This is a genomic window from Alteribacter aurantiacus DSM 18675, assembly GCF_000429705.1.
In the GTDB taxonomy this organism is placed as follows: Bacteria; Bacillota; Bacilli; order Bacillales; family Salisediminibacteriaceae; genus Alteribacter; species Alteribacter aurantiacus.
In genome coordinates, this window is the sequence record NZ_KE386941.1 from 1,460,706 (window position 1) to 1,485,393 (window position 24,688).

General features: G+C 40.9%; 30 protein-coding genes. 12 read left to right on the forward strand and 18 right to left on the reverse strand.

Annotated elements, in window-relative coordinates; genetic code table 11:
• Positions 1-221 precede the first annotated feature (221 nt).
• Together G476_RS0110615 and G476_RS0110620 are read right to left on the reverse strand one after the other, a co-directional pair.
• Positions 222-995, reverse strand: coding sequence for a Cof-type HAD-IIB family hydrolase (locus tag G476_RS0110615; RefSeq protein WP_026690096.1), 774 nt, complete (start codon positions 993-995; stop codon positions 222-224).
• Positions 996-1,124: 129 nt separating this feature from the next.
• Positions 1,125-1,454, reverse strand: a complete 330-nt coding sequence (locus tag G476_RS0110620) for a hypothetical protein (RefSeq protein ID WP_026690097.1) — start codon at positions 1,452-1,454, stop codon at positions 1,125-1,127.
• 518 nt (positions 1,455-1,972) lie between these two features.
• On the opposite strand from G476_RS0110620, the gene G476_RS0110625 reads away from it, so the two are divergent.
• Together G476_RS0110625 and rnjA are read left to right on the forward strand one after the other, a co-directional pair.
• A complete protein-coding gene (locus G476_RS0110625; protein WP_026690098.1) occupies positions 1,973-2,182 on the forward strand; it encodes a DNA-dependent RNA polymerase subunit epsilon in 210 nt (69 codons plus the stop codon).
• A 3-nt stretch (positions 2,183-2,185) separates the two neighbouring features.
• On the forward strand, positions 2,186-3,850 hold the full coding sequence (rnjA, locus tag G476_RS0110630) for a ribonuclease J1 (RefSeq protein ID WP_026690099.1): 1,665 nt from the start codon (positions 2,186-2,188) through the stop codon (positions 3,848-3,850).
• 103 nt (positions 3,851-3,953) lie between these two features.
• Here rnjA and G476_RS0110635 read toward each other — a convergent pair whose 3' ends face one another.
• The 4 genes from G476_RS0110635 to G476_RS0110650 form a co-directional block, all read right to left on the reverse strand.
• Positions 3,954-4,517 carry a GNAT family N-acetyltransferase gene (locus G476_RS0110635; RefSeq protein ID WP_026690100.1) on the reverse strand — a complete coding sequence of 188 codons (564 nt, stop codon included), beginning with the start codon at positions 4,515-4,517 and terminating at the stop codon, positions 3,954-3,956.
• Positions 4,518-4,820: 303 nt separating this feature from the next.
• Complete coding sequence (locus tag G476_RS0110640; protein WP_026690101.1) at positions 4,821-5,489, reverse strand: potassium channel family protein; 669 nt, start codon at positions 5,487-5,489, stop codon at positions 4,821-4,823.
• Between the two features lie 262 nt (positions 5,490-5,751).
• Positions 5,752-6,198 (reverse strand): redoxin domain-containing protein, encoded by a 447-nt coding sequence (locus G476_RS0110645; RefSeq protein WP_026690102.1) that lies wholly within the window; start codon positions 6,196-6,198, stop codon positions 5,752-5,754.
• Positions 6,199-6,315: 117 nt separating this feature from the next.
• The gene (locus G476_RS0110650; protein ID WP_026690103.1) at positions 6,316-6,867 is read right to left on the reverse strand and encodes a peroxiredoxin; all 552 of its coding nucleotides are present in this window, start codon (positions 6,865-6,867) and stop codon (positions 6,316-6,318) included.
• A 451-nt stretch (positions 6,868-7,318) separates the two neighbouring features.
• Here G476_RS0110650 and G476_RS0110655 point away from each other — a divergent pair, with 451 nt between their 5' ends.
• Positions 7,319-8,158, forward strand: coding sequence for a mechanosensitive ion channel family protein (locus G476_RS0110655; RefSeq protein ID WP_026690104.1), 840 nt, complete (start codon positions 7,319-7,321; stop codon positions 8,156-8,158).
• A 46-nt stretch (positions 8,159-8,204) separates the two neighbouring features.
• Here the strand turns inward: G476_RS0110655 and G476_RS0110660 are convergent, their stop codons facing one another.
• The 5 genes from G476_RS0110660 to G476_RS0110690 all read right to left on the reverse strand — a co-directional run bounded on the left by G476_RS0110660 (position 8,205) and on the right by G476_RS0110690 (position 12,858).
• Positions 8,205-8,450 (reverse strand): YkuS family protein, encoded by a 246-nt coding sequence (locus tag G476_RS0110660; protein WP_026690105.1) that lies wholly within the window; start codon positions 8,448-8,450, stop codon positions 8,205-8,207.
• A 339-nt stretch (positions 8,451-8,789) separates the two neighbouring features.
• On the reverse strand, positions 8,790-9,914 hold the full coding sequence (locus G476_RS0110670) for an N-acetyldiaminopimelate deacetylase (protein ID WP_026690106.1): 1,125 nt from the start codon (positions 9,912-9,914) through the stop codon (positions 8,790-8,792).
• Between the two features lie 36 nt (positions 9,915-9,950).
• Positions 9,951-10,673: a 2,3,4,5-tetrahydropyridine-2,6-dicarboxylate N-acetyltransferase gene (gene dapD, locus G476_RS0110675; protein ID WP_026690107.1), complete on the reverse strand. Its 723-nt coding sequence runs from the start codon at positions 10,671-10,673 to the stop codon at positions 9,951-9,953.
• 132 nt (positions 10,674-10,805) lie between these two features.
• Positions 10,806-11,372, reverse strand: coding sequence for a hypothetical protein (locus G476_RS0110680; protein ID WP_026690108.1), 567 nt, complete (start codon positions 11,370-11,372; stop codon positions 10,806-10,808).
• A 343-nt stretch (positions 11,373-11,715) separates the two neighbouring features.
• Complete coding sequence (locus G476_RS0110690) at positions 11,716-12,858, reverse strand: mechanosensitive ion channel family protein (RefSeq protein WP_156906548.1); 1,143 nt, start codon at positions 12,856-12,858, stop codon at positions 11,716-11,718.
• Positions 12,859-13,015: 157 nt separating this feature from the next.
• On the opposite strand from G476_RS0110690, the gene G476_RS0110695 reads away from it, so the two are divergent.
• Together G476_RS0110695 and G476_RS0110700 are read left to right on the forward strand one after the other, a co-directional pair.
• The gene (locus G476_RS0110695; RefSeq protein WP_026690111.1) at positions 13,016-13,672 is read left to right on the forward strand and encodes a potassium channel family protein; all 657 of its coding nucleotides are present in this window, start codon (positions 13,016-13,018) and stop codon (positions 13,670-13,672) included.
• A gap of 198 nt (positions 13,673-13,870) precedes the next feature.
• Positions 13,871-14,584, forward strand: coding sequence for an ABC transporter ATP-binding protein (locus G476_RS0110700; RefSeq protein WP_026690112.1), 714 nt, complete (start codon positions 13,871-13,873; stop codon positions 14,582-14,584).
• Positions 14,585-14,665: 81 nt separating this feature from the next.
• Here G476_RS0110700 and G476_RS24045 read toward each other — a convergent pair whose 3' ends face one another.
• Complete coding sequence (locus G476_RS24045) at positions 14,666-14,800, reverse strand: hypothetical protein (RefSeq protein WP_281170447.1); 135 nt, start codon at positions 14,798-14,800, stop codon at positions 14,666-14,668.
• 346 nt (positions 14,801-15,146) lie between these two features.
• Positions 15,147-15,530, reverse strand: coding sequence for a hypothetical protein (locus G476_RS0110715; RefSeq protein WP_156906549.1), 384 nt, complete (start codon positions 15,528-15,530; stop codon positions 15,147-15,149).
• Positions 15,531-15,674: 144 nt separating this feature from the next.
• Between G476_RS0110715 and G476_RS0110720 the strand changes: the two genes are divergently transcribed.
• The 3 genes from G476_RS0110720 to nfsA all read left to right on the forward strand — a co-directional run bounded on the left by G476_RS0110720 (position 15,675) and on the right by nfsA (position 17,484).
• Positions 15,675-16,109 (forward strand): Hsp20/alpha crystallin family protein, encoded by a 435-nt coding sequence (locus G476_RS0110720; RefSeq protein WP_026690114.1) that lies wholly within the window; start codon positions 15,675-15,677, stop codon positions 16,107-16,109.
• A gap of 10 nt (positions 16,110-16,119) precedes the next feature.
• Positions 16,120-16,512 carry a YppG family protein gene (locus G476_RS0110725; protein WP_026690115.1) on the forward strand — a complete coding sequence of 131 codons (393 nt, stop codon included), beginning with the start codon at positions 16,120-16,122 and terminating at the stop codon, positions 16,510-16,512.
• Between the two features lie 222 nt (positions 16,513-16,734).
• The gene (gene nfsA / locus G476_RS0110735; protein ID WP_026690116.1) at positions 16,735-17,484 is read left to right on the forward strand and encodes an oxygen-insensitive NADPH nitroreductase; all 750 of its coding nucleotides are present in this window, start codon (positions 16,735-16,737) and stop codon (positions 17,482-17,484) included.
• Between the two features lie 45 nt (positions 17,485-17,529).
• Here the strand turns inward: nfsA and G476_RS0110740 are convergent, their stop codons facing one another.
• The 3 genes from G476_RS0110740 to G476_RS0110755 all read right to left on the reverse strand — a co-directional run bounded on the left by G476_RS0110740 (position 17,530) and on the right by G476_RS0110755 (position 19,136).
• Positions 17,530-17,964 (reverse strand): hypothetical protein, encoded by a 435-nt coding sequence (locus G476_RS0110740; protein WP_026690117.1) that lies wholly within the window; start codon positions 17,962-17,964, stop codon positions 17,530-17,532.
• Between the two features lie 14 nt (positions 17,965-17,978).
• Positions 17,979-18,347 (reverse strand): hypothetical protein, encoded by a 369-nt coding sequence (locus G476_RS0110745; RefSeq protein WP_026690118.1) that lies wholly within the window; start codon positions 18,345-18,347, stop codon positions 17,979-17,981.
• A 423-nt stretch (positions 18,348-18,770) separates the two neighbouring features.
• On the reverse strand, positions 18,771-19,136 hold the full coding sequence (locus G476_RS0110755) for a hypothetical protein (protein ID WP_026690120.1): 366 nt from the start codon (positions 19,134-19,136) through the stop codon (positions 18,771-18,773).
• A gap of 291 nt (positions 19,137-19,427) precedes the next feature.
• On the opposite strand from G476_RS0110755, the gene G476_RS0110760 reads away from it, so the two are divergent.
• From G476_RS0110760 to G476_RS0110775, 4 genes are read left to right on the forward strand one after another with little or no spacing between them, the layout of a single operon-like run.
• Positions 19,428-20,072: a class I SAM-dependent DNA methyltransferase gene (locus tag G476_RS0110760; RefSeq protein WP_026690121.1), complete on the forward strand. Its 645-nt coding sequence runs from the start codon at positions 19,428-19,430 to the stop codon at positions 20,070-20,072.
• 18 nt (positions 20,073-20,090) lie between these two features.
• Positions 20,091-20,567 (forward strand): S-ribosylhomocysteine lyase, encoded by a 477-nt coding sequence (locus tag G476_RS0110765; RefSeq protein ID WP_026690122.1) that lies wholly within the window; start codon positions 20,091-20,093, stop codon positions 20,565-20,567.
• A 15-nt stretch (positions 20,568-20,582) separates the two neighbouring features.
• A complete protein-coding gene (locus tag G476_RS0110770; RefSeq protein WP_026690123.1) occupies positions 20,583-21,509 on the forward strand; it encodes a PLP-dependent cysteine synthase family protein in 927 nt (308 codons plus the stop codon).
• Entirely contained in the window at positions 21,509-22,645 is a 1,137-nt protein-coding gene (locus G476_RS0110775) for a bifunctional cystathionine gamma-lyase/homocysteine desulfhydrase (protein WP_026690124.1), read from the forward strand. The genes G476_RS0110770 and G476_RS0110775 overlap by 1 nt, the downstream gene beginning before the upstream one ends.
• Before the next feature lie 136 nt (positions 22,646-22,781).
• Here G476_RS0110775 and G476_RS0110780 read toward each other — a convergent pair whose 3' ends face one another.
• Positions 22,782-23,276, reverse strand: coding sequence for a hypothetical protein (locus G476_RS0110780; protein ID WP_026690125.1), 495 nt, complete (start codon positions 23,274-23,276; stop codon positions 22,782-22,784).
• A 29-nt stretch (positions 23,277-23,305) separates the two neighbouring features.
• Positions 23,306-24,613: an erythromycin esterase family protein gene (locus G476_RS0110785; RefSeq protein WP_026690126.1), complete on the reverse strand. Its 1,308-nt coding sequence runs from the start codon at positions 24,611-24,613 to the stop codon at positions 23,306-23,308.
• Between the last annotated feature and the right edge of the window lie 75 nt (positions 24,614-24,688).

The window sequence follows — 24,688 nt, forward strand, 5'->3', positions numbered from 1 at the left end:
TTTTTTACTTAGCACTTTAGGTGATGCACTTTTGTAATATTAGGTCTTTTTCATTTCACCAACAAAAAACAGGCTGAGCCAGAAGTGATTTTTGATGAATAAAATCCGACCAAGGATATGCAGTGCAAATAAGCCACTCCTGAAATATCCTTCGCTTTAATAGCAAATGTTTCGGACTCTACTCTAAACACTTTCTTCTGTCCCAGCCTCTTATCTAATGATTAAATTAAACCGAGTTTCACTAAGCCATTATGAATGCCGTCGTTTTCGACATGATCCGTTTCATGGTTCGCTGCTTCTTTCGCTTCCGGAACAGCATTCCCCATTGCAACGCCTGTGCCCACATATTTAAGCATCTCTAGGTCATTTAAACCATCACCAAATGCATAACTATTTTCTAAAGGAATACCGAGCCTTTCTAGCACCACTTCAATCCCCTTCGCTTTTGAACCACCTGGTGGCAGGACATCGATCGCCTTCTCGTGCCAGCGAACATAGTCGAACGAAAGGTGATGATCATGGTAATGCTTTTCAAGACCGTCTTCACAGAATAATAATGCCTGATAAATCTCACGGTCTTTATGGAACTGCTCATCATGAGGCGGGTGCGCCATTTTTAAACTACCCATTGATTCTTCAATCAGAGGGTGCCTTTGGTGGTTAGCCCTTCCTGTTTCATGATTAAGAAAGACCATAGGGTGACTGTTGTTCCAAGCATCCCGTTCAAGCTCCAAAAGTCTCTTTGTTGATAAAGGGGAGCGGTGAATGGTTTCACCCTTAAATACTACATAAGAACCATTAAAACTTATAAAAGAATCGATCTTTAATTCCTCACGGAGCTCTTTAAACATAAACGGGGCTCGGCCTGTAGCAATTGCAACATTTATGTTGTTATCTTGCAGCTTTTGAATCGCCGTTTTTGTAGATTGTGGTAACTGTTTTTTTTCATCCAAGATTGTACCATCAATATCCAAGAACACTACTTTATTTGACAAAACAAATCGTCCTTTCTATTGAGCAAGTGTATACAACAGCAAATAAATCGTAACACCTTTACTGTATCTCGTCTATACAAGTCCAAAGAGAGAGGGAGCCTATTAGGCAGGCTCCCTTTCATGCATTGTTTATGCTCTTGAGTTTTGTTTTTGCAGTTCTTCTAAGTCCCTTTTCGTTTTTTCAGTACCGTAGCGATAAATCATTTCAAACAATTCTCTCGTATCGTATTTCAATTCTTCTTTGTCTCGATCGGCTGCTGGCTCATTAAAAGGACGCACAAAAATTTGTTCAGGCTCTACGTCTTTTTCTCTGAACCTGTGTACGAGATTTAAAAATTCCTCGATTTCAGCTTCATCCACTTGAACTTCATATTGGATGAGGCTCGGATCTGTTCTTTCTGTAAAGATTTCGATCCTGCTGCCTTGATTAATTGATATAAAGTACGTTTGTTTGTTCATCAACGATCCCCTCCAACTAGTGTTACTAACCCATACCCCTTTTTAATTTTTATATTCGTCTTGTTTCCTACACCTGTCTTTGCCAGTCATTCCCTTCAATAAAACAAGAAAATGATTCCATACTATAAATAAAAAAGGAGCGCTAGTCTTGAATAAGTTGCGAGGAGGGTTTAAAATGTTGAAAAGGTGGAGAGAACGGTTATTAAAACGATGTCGCGATTTATTTCCTAAAAATATATACGCGTAGTCATCGAAATGATCCTTCTTTCTCATTGAGGAGAAAGAAGGTTTATCATTTCTATGCGTACAAGTGCAGGAAACATAACGGAAGCAATTCATTGACGTACATACGTATAATTAACTTATTTCTATCAATCGTATAACACATACTTACAAACTGTGTGAAAGAGAAGAATCATTTACGGACGTGACTTGCACAGTGAGTATTGACTCATTTCCGTGGTATTGATTCGGAGTTTCTTTAACCGCAGTTAACAAATAAAAAAGGAGAGGATCCTATGATTTTTAAAGTATATTATCAAGAAACAAAAACAGAAGTTCCTGTACGTGAGAACACGAATGCCATTTACGTAGAAGGAGCCTCACAAGAAGAAGTTCGTAAAAAGCTGGCTGATCGCGATTACAACATTGAGTTTGTAACCCCCCTAAGCGAGGAAGCACTTGAGTATGAAAAACAACACGAAGATTTTAAAGTGGAGCAGCTGTAAAAGATGAAGGCAAAAAATCATCAAGCTGCTGTATTCGCCCTCGGGGGTTTGGGTGAAATCGGTAAAAACACATATGCAGTACAGTTTCAGGACGAGATTATTTTAATTGACGCAGGAATCAAGTTTCCTGAAGACGAGCTTCTTGGCATCGACTACGTTATTCCTGATTATACGTATTTAGTAAAAAATGAAGATAAAATTAAGGGTCTTTTTGTCACACACGGTCACGAAGACCACATCGGCGGTATCCCTTACTTGCTCCGTCAAATTAACGTACCTATTTATGGTGGAAAATTGGCCCTTGGTTTACTAAGAAACAAACTTGAAGAGCATGGCCTTCTTCGCAACACCAAGCTCATTGAAATTGAAGAAGATGAGGTTGTAAAGTTCCAAAAAACATCCGTTTCTTTCTACCGAACAACGCACAGTATCCCGGACTCATTCGGAATTGTCGTGAAAACACCTGCTGGTAACATCGTTCATACAGGAGATTTCAAATTTGATTTCACCCCTGTGGGAGAACCTGCAAACTTAACACGAATGGCAAAAATCGGTGAAGAAGGCGTTCTCTGTCTTCTATCAGACAGTACAAACAGTGAAGTTCCCGGATTTACAATGAGTGAACGTAAGGTTGGCGAAAGTATTGATGGTATTTTCCGCAGCGTGGAAGGTCGTATCATTTTCGCTACATTCGCTTCAAACATTTACCGTCTCCAACAAGCTGTTGAAGCTGCCGTAAAATACCGACGTAAGGTCGCTGTTTTTGGCCGTAGTATGGAAAATGCTATTAATATTGGTCTTGATCTTGGTTATATTAAGGCACCTAAAAACACGTTTATTGACGCGTCACAGCTTAATAAAATCCCGGCTGAGCAAGTGGTTATCCTCTGTACAGGAAGCCAAGGTGAACCAATGGCAGCATTGTCACGTATTGCATTTGGTACTCACCGCCAGATTCAAGTGATCCCTGGAGACACAGTTGTATTCTCCTCTTCTCCAATTCCAGGTAACACACTAAGCGTAAGTAAAACCATTAACCAACTCTACCGCGCCGGTGCCAATGTGATTCACGGAAGTCTAAACGACATCCACACATCCGGACACGGTGGACAAGAAGAGCAAAAACTTATGCTTCGTCTGATGAAGCCAAAGTACTTCATGCCAATTCACGGTGAATTCCGCATGCAAAAAATGCACGCTAAATTAGCCGAAGACTGCGGTATCCCTGAAGAAAATTGCTTCTTAATGGATAACGGTGACGTTCTAGCACTTGATAAAGAAGAAGCGCGTCTAGCCGGTAAAGTCCCATCTGGTTCTGTTTACGTGGACGGAAGCGGTATTGGTGACATCGGTAACATCGTTTTACGTGACCGTCGCATTCTTTCTGAAGAAGGACTCGTTGTAGTTGTTGTTAGCTTGAACATGAAAGAATTCAAGGTGACAGCAGGACCGGATCTCATTTCACGTGGTTTTGTGTACATGCGTGAATCAAGCGATTTGATAAACGAAGCACAAAAAATGCTCGCTTCTCATTTAGACGGAATGATGGAACGCAAGACGACTCAGTGGTCTGAAATCAAAAATGAGATCAGTGACGTTTTGGGACCATTCCTATATGAAAAAACAAAACGTAAACCAATGATTTTACCTATCATTATGGAAGTATAATAAAAAGCCTCCTGAGCATTCAGGGGGCTTTTCTTTTGGTTTGTAAGGGTATTTGCTTGATTCTCACTTAACTTTGCTCCAGTTAGATTCAACCATATTACAACTACTCCTCTTTCACAATTGCGAAAGTGTCTAAGTCTCTATGCTGGTCTTTTATTAACATGGCCTTTCGATGAGTCCCTTCAAAGACCATTCCCACTTTTTCCATCACCCGTTTAGAAGGCGTATTTTCTTTAAAACATCTCGCTTGAATTCGAATAAGATTCATTTTAGTAAAGCCGAAGTTTACAATTTCTCTAGCCGCTTCGGTTGTGATTCCTCCGCCCCAATAATCACGAGACAGGACGTAACCAATCTCGGCTGTTCGGTGAAAAGGCCTCCACCAAACAAAGTCGATTGTACCGATCATCTTTCCGGTGGCTTTCTCTTCGATCGCCCAAGGCGCTACGTCGTTGTTCTTATATCGAGATAATACAAAGGATACGAAGGATACGAACTCTTCGGTGTCCGAAATGGACTTGTGGGTTGGCCACGTGACGTATTTGGCCACTTCTTCGTCAGATCCATATGTATAAATGGCTTCAACATCATTCATTGTGACCTTTCTTAACAATAAACGTTCTGTTTCCAATGTAGGCATGTTACGATAGATCTCTTCAACCTTCATCAAACCACTCCCCTTAGCTCTAAAACGGTTCTTTAAAGCTGACTTAGTATAGCTCATCTGCAGGTTCACTTCCTAGAGATGGCGTCTTAATCATTCGTAGTTTAATACATATTAGAAATACTCGTCACCTCTCTAAGAGACCCATAGTTAGCGTTCAACTCTGAATAATTATAAAAGACATCGTTTTTTTCAGGTGACTATAGGAAAGCTAGTTCTTAAAGAAACTACGAGTCTTCATACTAATCATTCGTACTATAAAAAAATAGTAGCATTCAGATGTTGAATACTACTGTTACTTCTATTTTAATCATCATCGTCAAATAGTGCTTGCTCTAAGCGATTAATATCGCTATCAGCGCCTATTACGATTAAAACATCGCCACGCTTTAGCATTTCATCCGCTTGAGGTGACACGTTTATATCCTCACCTCGTTTGATCGCCATGATGTTGCAGCCGTACTTTGCTCGAATGTCTAAATCAATGATGGTCCTACCACTAACCATACTTCCAGCCATAAGCTCGACAATACTATACTCATCCGACAGCTCTAAATAGTCCAGCACGTTCTTAGAAACGACGTTGTGGGCAATTCGTACCCCCATATCCCTTTCAGGGTGAACGACCTTGTGCGCCCCGATTTTATTAAGTACCTTTTCATGGTAATCGTTTTGCGCTTTAACTGTAATATGCTTCACACCTTGTTCTACAAGCATGAGTGTTGTAAGAATACTCGACTGAATGTTGTCTCCTATTGCCACAACAACATGATCGAAGTTGCGAATACCAAGGCTTTTTAATGTGTTATCATCGGTTGCATCAGCTACAACCGCATGGGTGGCTATATTAGCGTAACGATTGATTCGATCCTCGTCCGTATCAATGGCCAACACTTCCATCCCTTGTTTTGAAAGGGCTTGACACACGCTACCTCCAAATCGCCCCAACCCGATGACCGCAAATTGCTTCTTCATACCTTACCCCCATTTTAACGGAAACCATTTTCTATAATCATAGCAATAATTGTTTGAAATTGGCAACAACAATTGTGCGGGGTCTGTCCCCTGAATATTGTTGTAACCCTGTTGACACTCGCTATGTAAAGTCTTAATTAACATGCTTAAGGCCTCACTTGAAACACAACCATAATTTCACATTATTGTTCAGGGGACAGACCCCATTTGAGTCTTCTTTCTCCCATATAAAAACGATGGCCTCTAACAGCCATCGTTTTCTCTATTCTTTAATTCCAAGTACGCGATTTACTCGCTTTGTTAGCATTTTCATGCCGCCTCCACCTGCTTGAAAATGGCGAAGCTGACCTTCTGCATCAAAAACATAATAGCTTGGTACGTATTGATTTTCGAATGTATCTGTTAGCTTATGCTCACTGTCGACAAAGGTTGGTTGAGTAATATCATGCTCTGCAGCTACCTTCTTAATTTCTTCTATATCCAAGTCTTTCTCCGATCGCGGCATATGAACACTCATTACATTTAAATCATCTTTGTATTGGTCACGAAAGGCATTAATATCCGGCATTGCTTCTTTACATAAGTGACAGCTAATTGACCAAAAGTGAATAAGTGTAGGCTTCTTTCCTACTAAATCATCTTTTGTAAGCTGTCCGTTTAACCATTCGGTAGCGCCATCCAACTCAGGCATCGGTGAACGTAATTTCATAAAAAATCCCTCCGGTACAATTTTTTCCAACTTATGTACTTAAAAGAAAAGACCTGAACAAAATCATTTGCCAGGTCTTTTCTGTTCTGATTCTATTTTACCCCGGTTAAAGGATTATTACACTTTTAGTGTATCTTGTCCTGGCTTCCAGTTTGCAGGGCAAAGTCCGCCAGTTTGAAGAGCTTGTAATACACGTAGAGTTTCATCTACGTCACGACCGATGTTGTTGTGGTTAACAACAGAGTACATTAGCTCTCCTTCAGGGCTGATGATGAATAGTCCACGAAGTGCAACACCTTCATCTTCAATTAATACCCCATAGTCACGAGAAACTTGGTGGTTTGTATCTGCAGCTAGTGGGTATTTCAGATCCCCTAGACCATTGTCATCGCGATCTGTGTTGATCCAAGCAAGGTGAGTGTGAACTGTATCTGTAGATACGCCAATTACTTCTGCATCTAAGTCTTCGAACTCGTCGTAACGATCACTTAGAGCTGTAATTTCAGTTGGACATACGAATGTGAAGTCCATTGGATAGAAATAAAGAACTGTCCACTTATCTTCTTTCATGTTTTGCTCAAGGCTTACTTTACCAAATTCTTTGTTAGAAAGAACGGCGTCCATTTCAAATCTAGGTGCTTGTTTTGCTACCATACGCTTGTCTGACATATGTAACCCCTCCTGAGTGTAGTTGATTAGTTTAAATTACAATGATTATTATAAGAAAAGAATTCTAACCCGTCAACAGGTGAGCAAATTCTTTCTTTTCCGTCATAATCATTCACACTTCGTCAGTATTTCCATTTCCTCATTAATTAATCGGAAAAAAATCACCAACGTTAATCATTATAACGAAGAACGATTATCATTTAAAGTAAAAGCCCTTATGTATGCGAATCTTCTTATAAACAGTTCCACTCACTTCCGTTTGAGAACCCTGCATTTTCCTCCTATGACTAGTACCTAAATGATTTTTAACAAAGGAATGAACCCCTCTCTCCGTCTAACAGAGAATTACAAGACGCGTTTTCTTTTTCTCACCTGTTGGGTATGATAAAATGAATGGCATCGTTCAAAGAGATCAATGAATACTATTTTCGTTACAAAGGAGTGTGAAACAATGAACGATTGGATTAGTTCCTTCAGCTGGGAGGCTCTTTTAATTGCTGCATCATTATTACTCATTCAGCTCGTTGGAATTTTTGTTGTATACTTAATAGTTAGAAGTATTGGAAGGCGAGTGATCTCGTCTAGTTTTGACCGTATGAGCAAGCAGAGAAACATGACTGCAGGACGGTCAAAAACGTTGGAGAAATTAACGTTGAATATTTTCTCATACGCACTGATGTTTGTTTTTTTAACCATTATTATTGGACTGTTTGACTATGATATTGCGCCACTGATCGCTGGTGCTGGTATCGTTGGTCTCGCAATTGGTTTTGGAGCTCAAGGGTTAGTCAGTGACATCGTAACAGGATTTTTCTTACTTTTAGAAAAGCAACTGGAAGTAGATGAATATGTGACCGTTGCTGGAATTGATGGCGTTGTTGAAGAAGTCGGTCTGCGCACAACAAGAATTCGCAGCTTTGACGGTACCGTGCATTACATTCCGAACCGGGAGATCAGTTCCTTAAGCAACCATACTCGCGGCAATATGCGCGCATTAGTGGACATTGGTATCAGCTATGATGACAACATTGATCATGCCATGAAGGTCATTCAAAATGTGTGTGATCGAATTGCCGCTGAAGATGAGACCGTTGTAGAAGGGCCTAACGTCCTTGGTGTACAAAGTTTAGATGATAGTGATGTCGTTATTCGTGTTATTGCTAAGACAGTTAACATGGAGCAATGGGGCCTTGAACGCAAGCTACGTAAAGCTATAAAAGAAGCGTTCGACCAAAACGGCATTGAAATTCCTTATCCACATCAAGTTTATATTCAAAAAGAAGAACAATAAAACACACAAGCACCTCCCGAAACGGGGAGGTGCTTTTATCGTTATTTTATTGCTGAATACGTTGGTCTACTTGCTGACATACCTCATCAGCACTCATTCCGTGACAGTTGATAACGGAACCTTGATTCTGAGTGTCTTGCATACCCATCATGTTTTGGTCCTGACCACTGATTACACAACAGTCACAGCCTTCTTCGTCACCTTGTTGCTTAAGCTGGACAATTTCATGTCCTTTTGCTTGTAGAGCCTCTTGAATATCAGATAATGACTGTTCTACACCTACTCTAGCCATTGTTGTTTCCTCCTTTAATGTGAGAGATAAGCTTCCAACGATTACTATGCCCTCATGAATCCCCTTCTATTCAGTGTTAGATCGTTTTTCTTAAAAACCCTTTCATACGGAGAGATAATTGCAAGTAAAAAAGAAAACGGATTGTTCCACTAGTAATCCTACTTCCCAATTTTTTTAAAGCGAAATAAAGAGATACGTTCTTGGCCAAGGGGGCTTGTTAATACTGCCACGATAAGCGAAGACCACGTAGGATTCAACCACAATGGTAGTAAAAGAAGAGATTAATCAAAACAACCAAAATCAAATCAAAAAAAGCCCTGCTAAGCAGGACTTTTCATATTATCTTTGACTATATTCCAAGTAGTCAACAAGTAAGGAAACAGCAAAAGGAATCGCTTCCTCTTTCGCATCGAGTGTGGATGAATGAAGGCCGCTTTGACTATTTACACCGAGCCAGAACATCAGACCAGGGATCTCTTCTAAAAAGTATCCAAAATCTTCTCCTGTCATGGCTTTATCACACTCAATCAATACCGCCCCTTCTCGTTTCTTAGTAAAGTTCATAAAACGTTCGGCACTCTCATGATTGTTATACACCTGACAATAGTTCGCACCATAATCAATCGATGCTGTACAGTCAAAACCCGTTTCAATACCTGCAACAAGGGCTTCAATTCGACGCTTGACCACATCCATGGATTCAATAGAAAGAGTACGAATGGTTCCTTCCAAACGGGCATGTTCAGCGATGATATTTTGTTTCGTTCCTCCACTGATTTTACCAACAGTGACTACCGCACTATCGAGTGGCGCTACATTACGTGACACAATCGTCTGAAACTGAGTGACGAGCTGACTGCAAGCCACAACCATATCGTTGGCTAAATGAGGTAAAGCGGCGTGCCCGCCCTTACCTTTCAAATCTATAAACAACTCACTTGTGTTTGCAAAAAGAAGACCTGGCTTTGTTGCTACTGTGCCAACCGGATATTCCGGAGCAATGTGTAGAGCGAGCATTTCATCAGGCTTCCACGCTTGGAATTCTTCAGATTGTAACATAGGCTGCGCCCCACCTGGTCCTTCTTCTGCAGGTTGAAAGATGAATACTAAATGATCTTTCGGTCTCTTATAGGTAAAGTGAGCGAGAACCCCTAGTGCAATGGTCATATGAAAATCGTGACCACACGCATGCATAAATCCTTCGTGAGTGGAGTGATAAGAGGCACCTGTTTCTTCGAGAATAGGTAGACCATCTATGTCTGCACGGTACCCGTACGTTTTGTTTCCTTCGCTTCCCTTTACACGAACAAGAAGCCCTGTTCGCCAAGGCTTGACCTCAAGATGATCTTGGGGATATTCATTAATGGTATCTATGAGATATTTCTGTGTTTTAACCTCTTGAAACCCGATTTCCGGGATCTTGTGGAGATCCCGGCGGATTTCAATTAAACGGTTCGTTTGCATTGTCATGAATGAAACGACTCCTTTATCATACTCAGCTTATTCGTCGTTTAATTTACGAAGCTCTTGTTTGATTTCAGTCTTACCTTTTGTTTTCTCATCAATCTCTTTGATTACACGTGCTGGCGTACCTGCCACTACCGTGTTTGGAGGTACGTCCTCTGTTACGATCGCACCTGCTGCTACAACAGCACCTTCACCTACTGTAACTCCCTCAAGGATAACAGCATTCGCACCTACGACAACTCCGTCTTCAACTACGACAGGCTTAGCTGATGGTGGCTCAATCACACCGGCTAATACAGATCCAGCTCCAATGTGGCAGTTCTTTCCTACTGTAGCACGACCGCCTAATACAACGTTCATGTCGATCATTGTACCTTCACCAACAACCGATCCGATGTTGATCGCAGCACCCATCATAATGACTGCTCCATCACCGATTTCAACCTGATCACGAATGATCGCACCAGGCTCGATACGCGCTTTAATGTTTTTCATATCTAGAAGTGGGATTGCAGAATTTCTACGATCGTTCTCCACTACAACATCTTCAATTTTACTTCCGCTTTCTTCAAGAGCTTTTTGAATGTCTTTCCACTCACCGAAAAGAACACCTGTATTTCCTTGAATGAACGTCTTTGTATTGGCACCAAAATCAACATTCTCAAGGTCTTCTCCCTTGATATGTACTTTAACTGGTGTTGATTTTTCCGCGTTTGAAATAAATTGAATAATCTCGTTTGCATCCATCATTTTCATGGTTAATACATCCTCCCTTAAACTCGCTAATTTATTTTACTTCCCTTATGATAGTCACAACAAAGTAAAATTGCAATCATGAAGTAAAAATCTCGGAGCAGCTTTGCCCCGAGATGATCAATCGTCCTTTATTTATTCAAACAAACCATTAATCGTAGACCAGATTACCAAAGGCTCTCCACCTTTTTCATCACGTTCAATTATAATATCTTTACCGTTTGTTTCATAAATCTCCATCCATGTATGATCCATTTCATTTTGACCACTAAAAACGTTTTGCCCCTCTAATTCTTCTGTGAGTTGCTCCACGTCAATGTCGTTTATGTTTTCTCCTTTGACGGCGATTGCATTAACTTGATTACTTTCCGGATCAACAAAGTACGTATAGGTGCCGTAGTCGAAGAAATGGCCTCCATTATAATACCCTTCATCAACCAAAGGATCTTGAATATCCCTCACATCTTTTTTCATATCACCAAGAGATACATCAGCTTCTTCAAAAATAAGATGGTATAACGGCTTTTCATCCTCTATTGTTGAAACACCTTTAACAACTGACGTTTCTAATTTAACTAAACTTCGTTCTTTATGGAAAAAATCGGAAGTAACATCAACACTATTTGTTTGAAAGACACCGCCGTTAAATAAAAAGAATAAGGCAGAAGTTACGAGTACGACTCTTGTATGTAATTCCATCATTTTGCATGTCCCCTCTCTACTTTTTCGTTTCCCGCCTTCAAGGGACTTTAATCATATTTCTTCTAATTTTTTTCGTATATGCATGTTTTTATTACTTTTTAGGCATAACTAAGAGTACTCGGGATGAACCCTTTTGAAAGGGACAGGTCGTTTTATTACAAAATGGCCGATTCAGGTGCAACCCCTGACCATCCCGCCACTTTTTGAGTGTGGGCTATATGTTGGTACAGCCCCACAGTTTCGTCGTGTTAGACACGACGAAAAAAGAGAGCTCGCCGGGATGGCAAGCTCTCTTTTCATGTTCTCTTATCGAGCTCATTGAGAAACCTTTTCCTACTACTATTTAATATTCACGCTCATAGGACTCCACTGGCGTTTTTGCCCCTTGACCTGCATCTTCATTTTTCACATAAATTTGACGAGTTGGGAAGGCAATTTCCACACCTTCTCCTTCAAGAATTCTCATGATGTCTAAATTGATCTGTTCTTTAACTTTTAAGAACTCTTCCCACGCTGTTGTTTTCGTGAAGAAGTAAACGAAAATTTCCAAGCTGCTTGATGCAAATGATTCAAAGCGAACAAGGATCAGCTCTTGGTCTACGTGCTCGCTTTCTCTAAGCAAGTTTTCAATTCTTTTCACGCACGTTTCCAGCTGTTGACGCTTTGTTGAGTACGTTACACCAAGTTTAAATGTAATTTGTCTTTTCCCCATCTTCGACCAGTTCTGTATTGGTTCATTTGCAAGTGTAGCATTAGGAACCACTACTAATGAGTGAGCAAACGTTCTAATTTTGGTGCTTCGGAAGGTGATGTCTTCTACAATTCCTTCCACACTTGGAGAGCTAACCCAGTCACCAATTGTAAACGGCTTCTCCGTAATAATAACAACGCCCCCGAAGAAGTTACTAATCGTATTTTGTGCTGCAAGTGCAAAAGCGAGACCACCAAGACCGAGTCCGGCCACAAAACCATTCACATCATAGCCCCACTCACTTGCAATAATACTTAAAGCCATAGCTACAATAGCAAACCGAACGAGCTTGGATAGAAACGGTAACAAGATTTGATCGAGTTCAATGTCTAATTTTCGTCCGACTTTTACAAACAGCGTCGATGAGGTGGAGGACAAATTGAACAATCCCCACGAGATGAGAATGATAATCCAGGTCCGGTACACATCGACCATGGGATTATTAAAGCCATCTGGTAATGGGAGATATAGTAGCGAAAAATACAAGCCAATAATGACAAAAAACACTCGTATCGGGCGCTTAAATGCCATGAGAATATTGTGAAGGATATCTGTCTTAGCCCTGTCGGAGTATTTAAGTATGATCCTGAATAAATAGCGGGTAAAAATCTTGCGAAATACCAAAAACAAAATGAAGATTCCAAAAGCAATTCCGTAATCGTATAGTGAAATACCCGTTACCGTTTCGACTACAGCATCTGTATCGATGGCGGGTAGGTTTTGTTCTTCGTTCATATCGTCCATCCTTTATAAACTTAATATCCTTATTATTTTACATAACGCTTTCAGGTTGTCTATAGTCCTCTCGTCCCTGTGTAGGAACGCTTATTGATACAAAAAGCATCTCAGTGGTATACTAGCCCAATGATACCAAGATTTGAGGGAAACATCTATGAAAAAGCAGTTTGCTGTTATTGGCCTTGGACGCTTTGGTTCTAGTGTGTGTAAAGAACTACATCGTATGAATCATGAAGTACTGGCCATTGATAATGATGAGTTTAAAGTGAATGAACTAAAGAATTTCGCCACTCATACCGCTGTTGTTGATGCAACAGATGAAACAAGCATGAAAAAAATAGGGATAAGAAATTTCGACCATGTCATTGTAGCCATCGGCGAAGACATTCAAGCGAGCATTCTTTGCACACTAATCTTAAAGGACTTCAACATTAAACAAGTGTGGGTAAAAGCTCAAAATGATCACCACCATAAGGTGCTTGATAAAATAGGAGCGGATAAAGTCTTCCACCCTGAATCGGATATGGGTGAAAGAATTGCCGAGTTCTTGACTTCCGAAAAGGTCATTGACTATATCGATCTTTCAGATGAATACAGCATCATAGAGAGTTTGGCCACTGAAAAAGTAAAAGGAAAGTCTCTCGCTGATCTCGATATACGTGCTAATTATGGTTGCACCATTATTGCAATTAAACAAAAAGACAAAGTCGACGTTACTCCTCATCCCGAAGATACGTTAAATCCTGGAGACCTTCTCGTCGTAATCGGTCATAAAAACGATCTCCGACGATTCCAAAAAGAAGCACTCTAACCCTGTAGCCATTAGCTACAGGGTTCTTTCATTCCATCACCATATAAAAGTCAACTCAGTCCATCATTTTACACAATTGTTCAGGGGTCAGACCCCTCTCAGGAATGTTTGTCCATTTTTTGCGTACATATGAAAGTACAGGGATTTCTATGCTTTATTATGACAGCGCTATCATGATTGTGAGAGGTGGTGATACGAATGAATGCAGTAGAAATGAAACATGTACTAAAGCAATACTTTGACGGCACTCAAATGAACATTCTTTTTAATGATTTAAATTTGACTGTAAAAGAAGGCGAACTGGTGGTTATTCAAGGTAAACCAGGATCTGGGAAGTCTACCCTTCTTAATATGATTGCAGCCATGACGCCACCAAACAAAGGAAGTGTCAAAGTATTTGGGCGGAATTTACTATCCGTTACTAGACGCCTTGAGTGGAGATCGGACACCATAGGCTACATTAGCAACAATTGTTCATTAATGCCTTATTTAACAGTAAAACAAAATCTTCTTCTCGGTTTCCAAACGGGCACTGCTGATGATTCTAAAGCAGAACAACAAGCAATGACTCTTTTATCCGAATTAGGAATGGATCATAAACGTTTCGATGAGGCAATTGAGGGGCTGGAACAAAAGGATCAAATTCTAGCTACAATTGGTCGAATCTTTATGGCCGAACCAAAACTTGTGCTAGCAGATGAACCAACCAAGTCCTTAGATGGCAAAGAAGGCGCTGACGTTCTAGGTAAACTCCTTTTCTTTACTAGAAAAAAAGGAACAACCGTCATCATCGTAAGTAACGATGAGAACTTGGCTGAAATGGCAGACAGAACGTTAAAGATGGAAAACGGAAGGTTACTATCAGTAAAATCGGAAGAAAAGCTGAATAGGAAAAAAGTGTGGTCATACTAGGTAAGCATGTTTGTTCGAGTAATGTTAAGTAGGATTTCAAACTAATTATTATTAAACGAAACAAAGAAGCTTCTCACTCTGCTATGACAGAGGAGAAGCTTCTTTGTTTTCCACACCAAACATGAGACCAAAGATGACGTATACAATATAAATAATCATTACTGCACCTGTACCTAATAGAAAAAAAGCAATTAAGATTTTGTGAAACGTCTCCATGAGGCTGACTCCTTTATGATCGTCTTTTAGTGCTTTCATTATAACGATTGTACGCTTCTTTTAAAAGCTTAGCATTTTATAAAATGATCCAAAAGCAAACAACGATGATAGCCCCATTCGTGAGAAGGTATCCAATCACTCTTTTCTTTACTCCTCGATTGCTCCGAATCCGAATCATTTCTTCCAATAATTCTTCAATCATCTCCGGCCCGTAATCGACCTTTTTTTAAGCCCCTTTACGAGAAGCTTAATATTTACGGGAACATCATCATTCATCACAGACCTCTTCCACTCTACTCTAATAAAAATGTTTTTATCAGAGTTTGGCACTCTGTATTCTTTATACTTATAGTCGAACCTCGTTTTCCCTTTGATCAAAAGGAAGATCATACTGGGCTATTTTTTTATCAAGAACGTTGATAACTTCATTTTCTGTTCCGTTGGTAATTAAATAGCTTCTATTTATTAATAAAGGAATTCCGTAACTAAAGACGGTCGCCCCAACTAAAAATAATAACAGTTGACCAATCGGAAGGTGCTCGCCCCAGTCAAAGAACGTAAAATAAGCCATCAGGACAATAACCACAAAAACGACCGTCGAACTAAAAAAAGAAGGACTATGTTTATACACGCCACGAGTTTTAATCGTTGTAATCCATTCACTAATTAACATCACCCATGCTTGGATAAAAGGCAATATAATGCTAAACCAAACAACAGCACTCATCATCTTTTCCCCTCTCAACTTTTACTGCCCTAAAATCCATTAGCCCAATACTTCAGTCATACCTACACGATTGTTAGGACACCTGCCTAAACCAAACGTACCCAATCTTCATATAGTAATAACGGAATAACGAGCGAGGTGAGCAGCATGGAGAATTTCAAAAGCAATCGCAAAGCACCTAAACCGATTCACGAGAAGCCAATCGGAGATATTTTGAGTTCAATCGACGGTTTTTTTCAGGATACAATTAAACAGATAAGTGTCCCCCGCACGATTAATGTCTATGAATATGAAACAAAACGGGAGTACATCATTGAAGCTGAGCTTCCTGGCATTAGAAAAAATCAGATTTCTATTGATATTTATCACAATTATATTCGGATCGCCGTTAATGAGAATGAAGTCACAGAAGTACGTGACGAAAAAAGGAAAGTCGTTTCACAAAGTAGGAAATTCCAACGGGCAGAGCGTACAATCACCCTCCCCTTTTATGTAAACGAAAATGAAGTGAAAGCTACTCTAAAGGACGGACTTCTGGTCATACGAATACCAAACAGACGCAAACGAATTCAGATCGATTAGGAGGGGAATTATGTACACAGAAGAATACCGCTGGCAAACACACCCTCGCCCATGGAACGGTTACCAACAAAACCAATGGCCGCAACAGCCACAAATGTATACCCACCAACCATATACAGAATATGGAGGATATTTTCAGCAGCAGCCCCAAAGTATCCCCTACTATCAGCAGCAAAACCATCAAGGCTACCAACAACCACACTACCAGCAAGGGTTTAACGGCTATGGCTATCAGCCTCAACAATCAAAGTTGTCAGGTCTTCTGACACCGTTTCAAGGGAAAGACGGTAAATTTGACTTTAACAAAGCCTTTGTCACGGTCGACCAAGTGATGAAAACAGCGAATCAAATTAGCCCTCTAATGAAACAAGTGGGGAGCTTTTTCACCAACTTCACACCTTAAGAACCTAAGGGAATTAGGTTCTTTTTATTGTGTAATCATACCGATAAAAATGACAAGTATAGTCATAGCAACGACGAGTAAGAAACCGTAAAACATTTTGGTATTCATAAAGACCAACTCACTTTCTATAACCTTACTACTTATTTTTACCTGTTTATTGCCCATTAAAAACGCTCCACTATGATAAAATGAACATATATCAAAACGTTGGAGCTGATCAAAATGAATACGGTGATAGAAACGCTCTTAGACCACCGATCCATCCGAAAGTTCACGGAAAAACCACTCACAAATGAGCAGATTGAGATGATCGTAAAAAGTGCGCAAATGGCGTCCACGTCGAGCTTTATCCAAGCGTATACGATTATCGGGGTTAAAGATCGTGTAAAAAAACAAAAGCTTGCTGAACTGGCTGGGAATCAACCTTATGTTGAAAACAACGGACATTTTTTTGTGTTTTGCGCCGATCTTCATCGTCATAAGGTGGCTGGTCATATGGAAGATACAGATGTGACTGCTTCAATTGAATCTACAGAAAAATTCTTAGTTGCAGCCGTTGACGCAGCACTTGCAGCCCAAAACGCTTCGATCGCTGCCGAATCAATGGGGCTTGGCATTTGCTATATCGGCGGGCTTCGTAACAACATTGAAGAAGTTGGTCGTCTTTTAAACCTTCCAGACTACGTGATTCCTGTATTCGGCTTAGCCGTTGGGGAACCTGCAGATCGTTCAAGTGTAAAACCAAGACTCCCCCTTTCTAATGTGTATCATGAAGACCAGTATGAACAAAATGAAAAGGCGTTTAACCGCGGTCTTGAAGAATACAACGGAGTCATTTCGGCCTATTATGACCTTCGTACAGCCGGCAAACGAAAAGATCGTTGGACTGAACAAATGGCTAATATGTTAAAAGAGCCAAAACGTCTTCATATGAAGGAGTATCTTGAGAAAAAAGGATTAATGAAACATTAATGAAAAGCACCCGATTGGACCAAAGCCAATCAGGTGCTTTTCATATCAGAAGAGTTCCTCAATTTCTGACTCCGGAAAGCGAAAAATTCTGTTATGAAGGTCTTTAGGGAATAAATTCTTGATCCCTTCACTATATTCTGAACCATCGCCAGGAACATCATAACCTTTAATATATATATTTTGTTCATTCACGTTCACAAACAATACGACTGGCAATGACCACCCTCCCCCTTGGAATCGATCATTTCCGTCCTCATAGTACTCATTCATATGAGCCCAAAGGTAAATCTCCCCGCGACTTTTGTCAGACCCTAATACTTTAAAGGTACTTTCCACAGTTCCATCATTAGAACGAAACATAACGGTTTCACTTAAATAGTTTTCCACTGCCTTTTCGTCCTCCATACTTAATGGAATACTTTCACGAGTAGAGCAACCAACCAATAGAATAGCCACAAAGAGTAGACTTAACCGCTTCACCTGTCACTCCACCTTTACTTGTTTTGGGAAGTCTCCTTCACATGCTTATATTTAGACCACCTTTTTTGCGTATCATAAGCAAACAGGACGACGATGACCCAAAAGAAGAAGTCATCAAAAGAAAAGCCCACTTGAGACTGACCACCCATGAAATTAAACAAAATCAACATGAGCATAAAGTAGATATTAAATACAATTCCAAAGACAATTCCCTCGACTTTTCTACCTTTAAGTAGGGCCACTCTCAAAATCACCACAGCGATTAATAAGACAATCACCATCCAGCTTGTCAAAAAGAAATCTGGATTAAAAAAATCAATCCATAAAAACAGGGCAATCAGGCCGAATAACAGCCCGTCCAAAATCCTTCTTTTGTTTTCCATTACTACCTCTCACACCTTTTCAGCGGATTCTTATGATGTTTGTCTAATTTTATCATGATTCACTCCGTTATTTATGGAATGTTTACAACTCAATTACCAAAATATCAAGAGTTCCCTCCACTCTCTTGAAAATAGATAAGGACTATACTTATACCAATTCCTATTATTACATGTGTCCAAGAAAGAGGGGATCCCAGAATGATATTTACGAGTATTATCGTGGCATTCAGCGCGAAAAGGCTAAGCCACTTGGATTGAAACTTGTCCATCAATAAATATAAAGCCACTGTGGTGAGGACCATGGCAGCAAGCCACTGAACGAATGATGGTGCAATAAAAATGTATACCGCAAAATAAATCATAAAGCCTATTAGAAATTTGCTCTTTTTCTTGATATGTTTTTCCATCCTTCTCGTTGTCCCCCTACCCTTCCAGCAAGATTCTGTAGAGCACCTCTTCACCATCCACAATCGCAATTAAATAATTCATCGCATTTCCAGCTGGCTTATATATGGACGTTCCTTCAGGTAATTGTGTAGCTGAGCCGTCTCGAAAGAACCACCGTCGATCCGTTTGCCTCTTAATCTCTCCAATCTTCTCATCAGGTTCAAAGCCTCGATCAATATACTCGGCACCAGACATGTTTGAATAAACGAACCCTCCGTTCCATTGAAAAATATCTGCGTCGGGGTTGTTCCTTAATACTTCACTCGCCGACGGATTATCAATCCCGCTCTGGCAGCCAATCAAAAAGATCCATATTAAAATAGAAGATATTAACTTTTTCACAGGACTTCCTCCTTCAGATAATGCTGCGGGCAATGAAGAGTTTGAACTTTCCCTATTCAATGCCTTCATAGTCTCTATGAGTCTACCATAAAATTACCATTATTAGGGCTAAAACCCTGTTAAAACCAGCAACAATAACTCCCTTTATTAACGTTGCACACCATAAATGCATATGATATATTAAAGTTAATCCCGACCTAATCCATGCGAATTATATGTTTTTGGTGTGTTGCACATTTTTACACAACATTGTGCGGGGTCAGACCCCCGATCTAGAAAGGTGAATGAGAAATGGGACGTGAATTTGTCGATTTGTTTGATCGTTGGGCTGAGTCTTATGATGATACGGTTCATGGGATCGATGAAGAATACAAAGAAGTATTTTCGAATTACAATTTAATTTTGCAAGCTGTTGCGAATGGCGCTCATGGTAATGCTATTGAATTTGGTGTGGGAACGGGGAATTTAACCGGTCTTTTAAAATCAAAAGGATTATCGGTTACGGGTATAGAACCATCTAGTAAAATGCGGGAAATCTCTTCTAAAAAGCACCCATCCATCTCCGTCGTTGATGGGGATTTCCTAAACTATCCAACACCTGATACGGGGATTGATACATTCGTTTCCACTTACGCCTTTCACCATCTAACAGACGAAGAAAAAAAAGAAGCAGTAAAACAATACAGCAAATCGCTCAATCGTGGCGGTAAAGTTGTGTTTGCTGATACAATGTTTATAGACGACACCGCAAAGCAACGAATGATCAAACAGGCGGAGAAGCGAGGGTTCTATAACCTTGCACAAGACTTGCGAACAGAATACTATACGACGATTCCGTACCTATCTACAATTTTTCAAGAAGCAGGGTTTGAAATAGAATTCACTTCACTAAATCCATACGTCTGGCTTTTGAATGCGGTGAAAAAAGACCAATAACCTTAGGAGGCTGTTAAAATGACGAAGAAAATGAACGTAGAAAGCTTCAACCTGGACCACACAAAGGTGGCTGCACCATACATCCGCCTTGCCGGAACAACAGAAGGAGCAAACGGTGATACCATTTACAAATACGACATCCGCTTTTGCCAGCCAAACAAGGAACATATGGAGATGCCTGGTCTCCACTCACTCGAGCACATGATGGCTGAATTCAGCCGCAATCACCATAGTCAAATTGTTGATATTTCCCCTATGGGTTGCCAGACAGGGTTTTATTTAAGCGTGATTAACGATGAAAGCTATGACGCTATTCTTTCCCTTGTTGAAAAAACATTGAAGGACGTTCTTGTTGCAAATGAAGTGCCTGCGTGCAATGAAGTCCAGTGCGGATGGGCCGCTTCTCATTCTCTTGAAGGAGCAAAAGAAATTGCTGAGCAGATGCTATCACGAAAAGATGAATGGACGACCATCTTTGCTGAAGAAAGTCGTTAAATAGGAGAGTGCAAGGTGACCATCTATCAAGGCATTCACACACTTATCGGTCATACACCGTTATTTGAAATCACAAATATCCCATTGCCAAACCGGGTTCGATTATTCGCTAAGCTCGAATATTTCAACCCCGGGGGCAGTGTGAAAGACCGCCTCGGGCAAGAGCTCATTCGTGATGCCATTGATGGCGGTCATATTTCTGAAACGGGAACGATTATTGAACCTACAGCCGGTAATACAGGCATAGGGCTTGCACTTGCCGCTGTAGGAAAAAAAGTAAATGTCATCTTTGTAGTACCGAAAAAGTTCAGTATCGAAAAGCAAACCCTCATGCGCTCACTGGGAGCAACCGTTATTAACACCCCGACAGAACTTGGTATGAAAGGGGCTATTGCGCACACGAAAGAGCTATTGGCGAAAACACCGGACTCCTACTCCCCAGATCAGTTTTCAAACGATGCGAATCCAATGACTTACTACAAGACGCTAGGTCCGGAAATTGTTTCTGATTTAAAGGGGAAAGTCGATATTTTTGTTGCTGGCGCTGGTACCGGTGGAACGTTTATGGGAACAGCAAAATACTTAAAAGATCATATAAAAGATGTAAAGACGGTCATTGTTGAACCTGAAGGCTCGATCTTAAACGGAGGCCTGTCCGGTCCTCACCGAACAGAAGGAATTGGAATGGAATTCCTCCCTCCATATATGGATTCAACTTATTTTGACGCCATTCATACCATAACGGATGATGAAGCATTCGCTCGCGTTAAAGAATTGACTCAAAAAGAAGGCCTACTCGTTGCCAGCAGTTCAGGAGCTGCCTTTGAAGCAGCCGTTCGAGAGGCTAAAACGGCAAAGGAAGGTGCTCATATCGTCACGGTCTTTCCGGACAGCAGTGAGCGTTATTTAAGCACAGGGATTTACGAAGGGACTGACGCGTAATGAAAAAGAAAACACAACTCATTCACGGCGGCGTATTCGGTGACAAACATACCGGAGCCGTGAGTACACCGATTTATCAAGTGAGCACATATAAACAAGACGGTGTCGGTAATTTTGCCTATGAATATTCACGCACCGGAAATCCGACTCGCGAGGCTCTCGAGAAGCTGATCGCTGACCTTGAAGGCGGTCACCGAGGCTTTGCCTTCGGATCTGGAATGGCTGCGATCGCCGCAGTCATGAACATGTACAAAGCAGGAGATCACATCGTTTTTACAGATGATGTATACGGTGGTTCATACCGCCTCATGACAAAAGTGCTTAACCGTTTCAACATCGACGTTACGTTTGTTGATTCAAGCAATCCGTTAAAAGTAGATGAAGCGATTCAAGACAATACGGTTGCTATCTACGTTGAAACACCGACCAATCCTCTTTTAAAAGTGACGGATATCGCTGAAATGAAGAAGCTTGCCGATGAATACGATCTTCACTTAATCGTGGATAACACCTTCAGTACACCGTACTTCCAAAACCCGATCGCGCTAGGTGCTGATATTGTCCTTCACAGTGCAACGAAGTACCTCGGGGGACATAGTGATGTTGTTGCCGGCCTCGCTGTTGTTAACAGTGAACAACTCGGAGAAGAGCTTCACTTCGTCCAAAATTCCGTAGGTGGAATATTAGGACCGCAAGACTCTTGGCTTCTTATTCGCGGAATCAAGACACTGGGCCTCCGTATGGAACAAACGGAGAAAAACACGGAGAAAATTGTATCCTTTCTTGAAAGCCGTAATGATGTGTCCACGATTTATTATCCCGGACAGCCGTCCCACCCAGGCCATGAAACCCATAAAAAACAGGCCACAGGATTTGGCGGGATGATTTCATTTGATGTTGGAAGCGGTGAACGGGCAGAGCATGTTCTGGCACAAACCCGTTACTTCACTCTAGCTGAAAGCCTCGGAGCTGTAGAAAGTCTCATTAGTTTACCCGCTAAAATGACCCATGCTTCTATCCCCGCTGATCGTCGAGCGGAACTAGGAATCACCGACGGTTTGATCCGTGTATCTATTGGAATTGAAGATGCAGATGACTTGATTGAAGACTTAAAGCAAGCGCTTGATAGTAAATAAGGAGAACCCCCTCGGGAGATTGATCACCCAAGGGGGTTTGGTTTATTGAGCTTGGTGGTTAGGTTCATCGACTTTGCTGCGTTCTTCATCGACTTTTCTCTCCCGCTACCCGAAAGATCGCTATAACGATCCAAGCTCATGACTCACCTTCCATCGCTTCTACTTCACTCAAATCCATGTGGCCATCGTGGAGTAGATAGAAAAGGCCGCTCGGATGGTGAACATCCAACATCGCACCACCAGAAGCTTTGACTGATGTAATGAGTGAATCATTTACTTTACCTGCTATTGCAGACACTTCTTCCCCTGAATACGTTTCCGTGACGACACCTATTGATTGCATAGGAACGTCGCCATCAAATCCATAATAAGGCGAACTTCGATACCAAGCATAACCCTGATCACTCTCAGCAATCGATGCAATCCCTAAAGCATCACCCTTTTCATAAATAACAAACATGGCTCCCTCAAACTCCTCCACGGAAAGAATTGAAACAAGGTCGGCTCCTTCCACTTGCACACCTTGTTCAATTGCTTCCTCCTTCGTTTCATACCATGTAAGCCTCTCATGGTTCGAACAGCCAGAAGTGATCATTCCCATTACTAGTAAAATTAAGACGACCCTTTTCAAAACATCCTCCCCCTCCCCCATTGCCTTTGTTATCTTGCTGATGACAAATACTTGACCGGACGTACCCGATCCACATATACAATCCCGTCATATTGTTCATGTAAGAGAAAACGTTCCTTCGTCAATCCAAAGTTTTTAGCCCTCACCGGCTTAATCAACCATGGATCTAACGATCGGTTTCCTTTAACTGGTAGAAAGAGACCTCTTTGCTCAGATTTATTCAACATCCATTCTAGATCTCCTTCTTCATGTTCGTCGTTTATTGTAAAAAATTGATTCCTGACTCTTTCTGCAGAACCGCTGTGCATAAACAACCCAATTGTGTAGGATACTTCACGAATACTAGTAGGAAGGAGCTCACCCATCAGTTTCAAACCTTCTGAAGGTGTATTGGTTTCCAACACGCGCGAGTTGTTTTTTCTCACATGGTCACCGTGCGCAAGAACAATGATCTTTTTATCAGGATACATCTCTTCAGAAAGCCACGTTAGCTGTCTAGCCATCCCTTTATCTCTCACCGCATACCGTTCTTTGGGCTCTGCGAGGGGAAGTAGATGTTCGATTGTGTTCAACCTTTCTTCCATCGATACTCTTAATATCGCCAAATGATCAGTGTCTTCACTTTCTACAATCTCATTTTCTGCCATGAACGTCAGGACTTCTTTATAGCCTTCCATAAGGTGATCTAATAAGTCTGGGCTGTTTAATTCGGTGTCCCTATAGTAAGCAGTGTTGAACATCCTTTCCAACTCTCTTATCTCAGGGACTTGTTGAGCATCAATATTTTCAAACAACTCCCCTAAAAAATCCCCATATACCTCATTACGATGGGGCTGAATATCAAATCCTGCAAGGTGTAATGGACTGGTGGTATCTTTCTTTTCCTGAATGTATTCAAATAAGGGCATTAATTCTAACGTCTGCCAAATATGAAGCACCCCGTCCCCCATCAACTGTTGTGGTCGATCATTTATTGACGCGTTTGCATAACTGATTGCAGTCTGTGCCATATCACTTTCAAACGCAACCACCTCAAAATCCATCTCCGAATGGAGATAAGGGATAACTTTTGTATAAAAATCATGAAATTCCCCGACCCCATGACTTGTTTCACCTAAAAACACCATTCTGCTGTCACCGATGACATCCTTTAAAAAGGAGAAGTCATTTACTCCATCAGATCCAAAAGATAGAGGATAAACCGATTCTTCAAAAGATCTAATTGGAATATCATCCGAATCACCATTCGCTTCTTTTTCAGTAAGAAACAGAAAAGTACTTACAGAGAGCAACAAGATAAAAAAGCAATAAAAAGCAAGTTCCTTAGTCAGTTGCAATCACCGCCTTTTTAAAGTCAAAACTCTAAACTGGGAAACTTGATTCTTCCCAGTTAAAAGTGTACTTGAAACAAC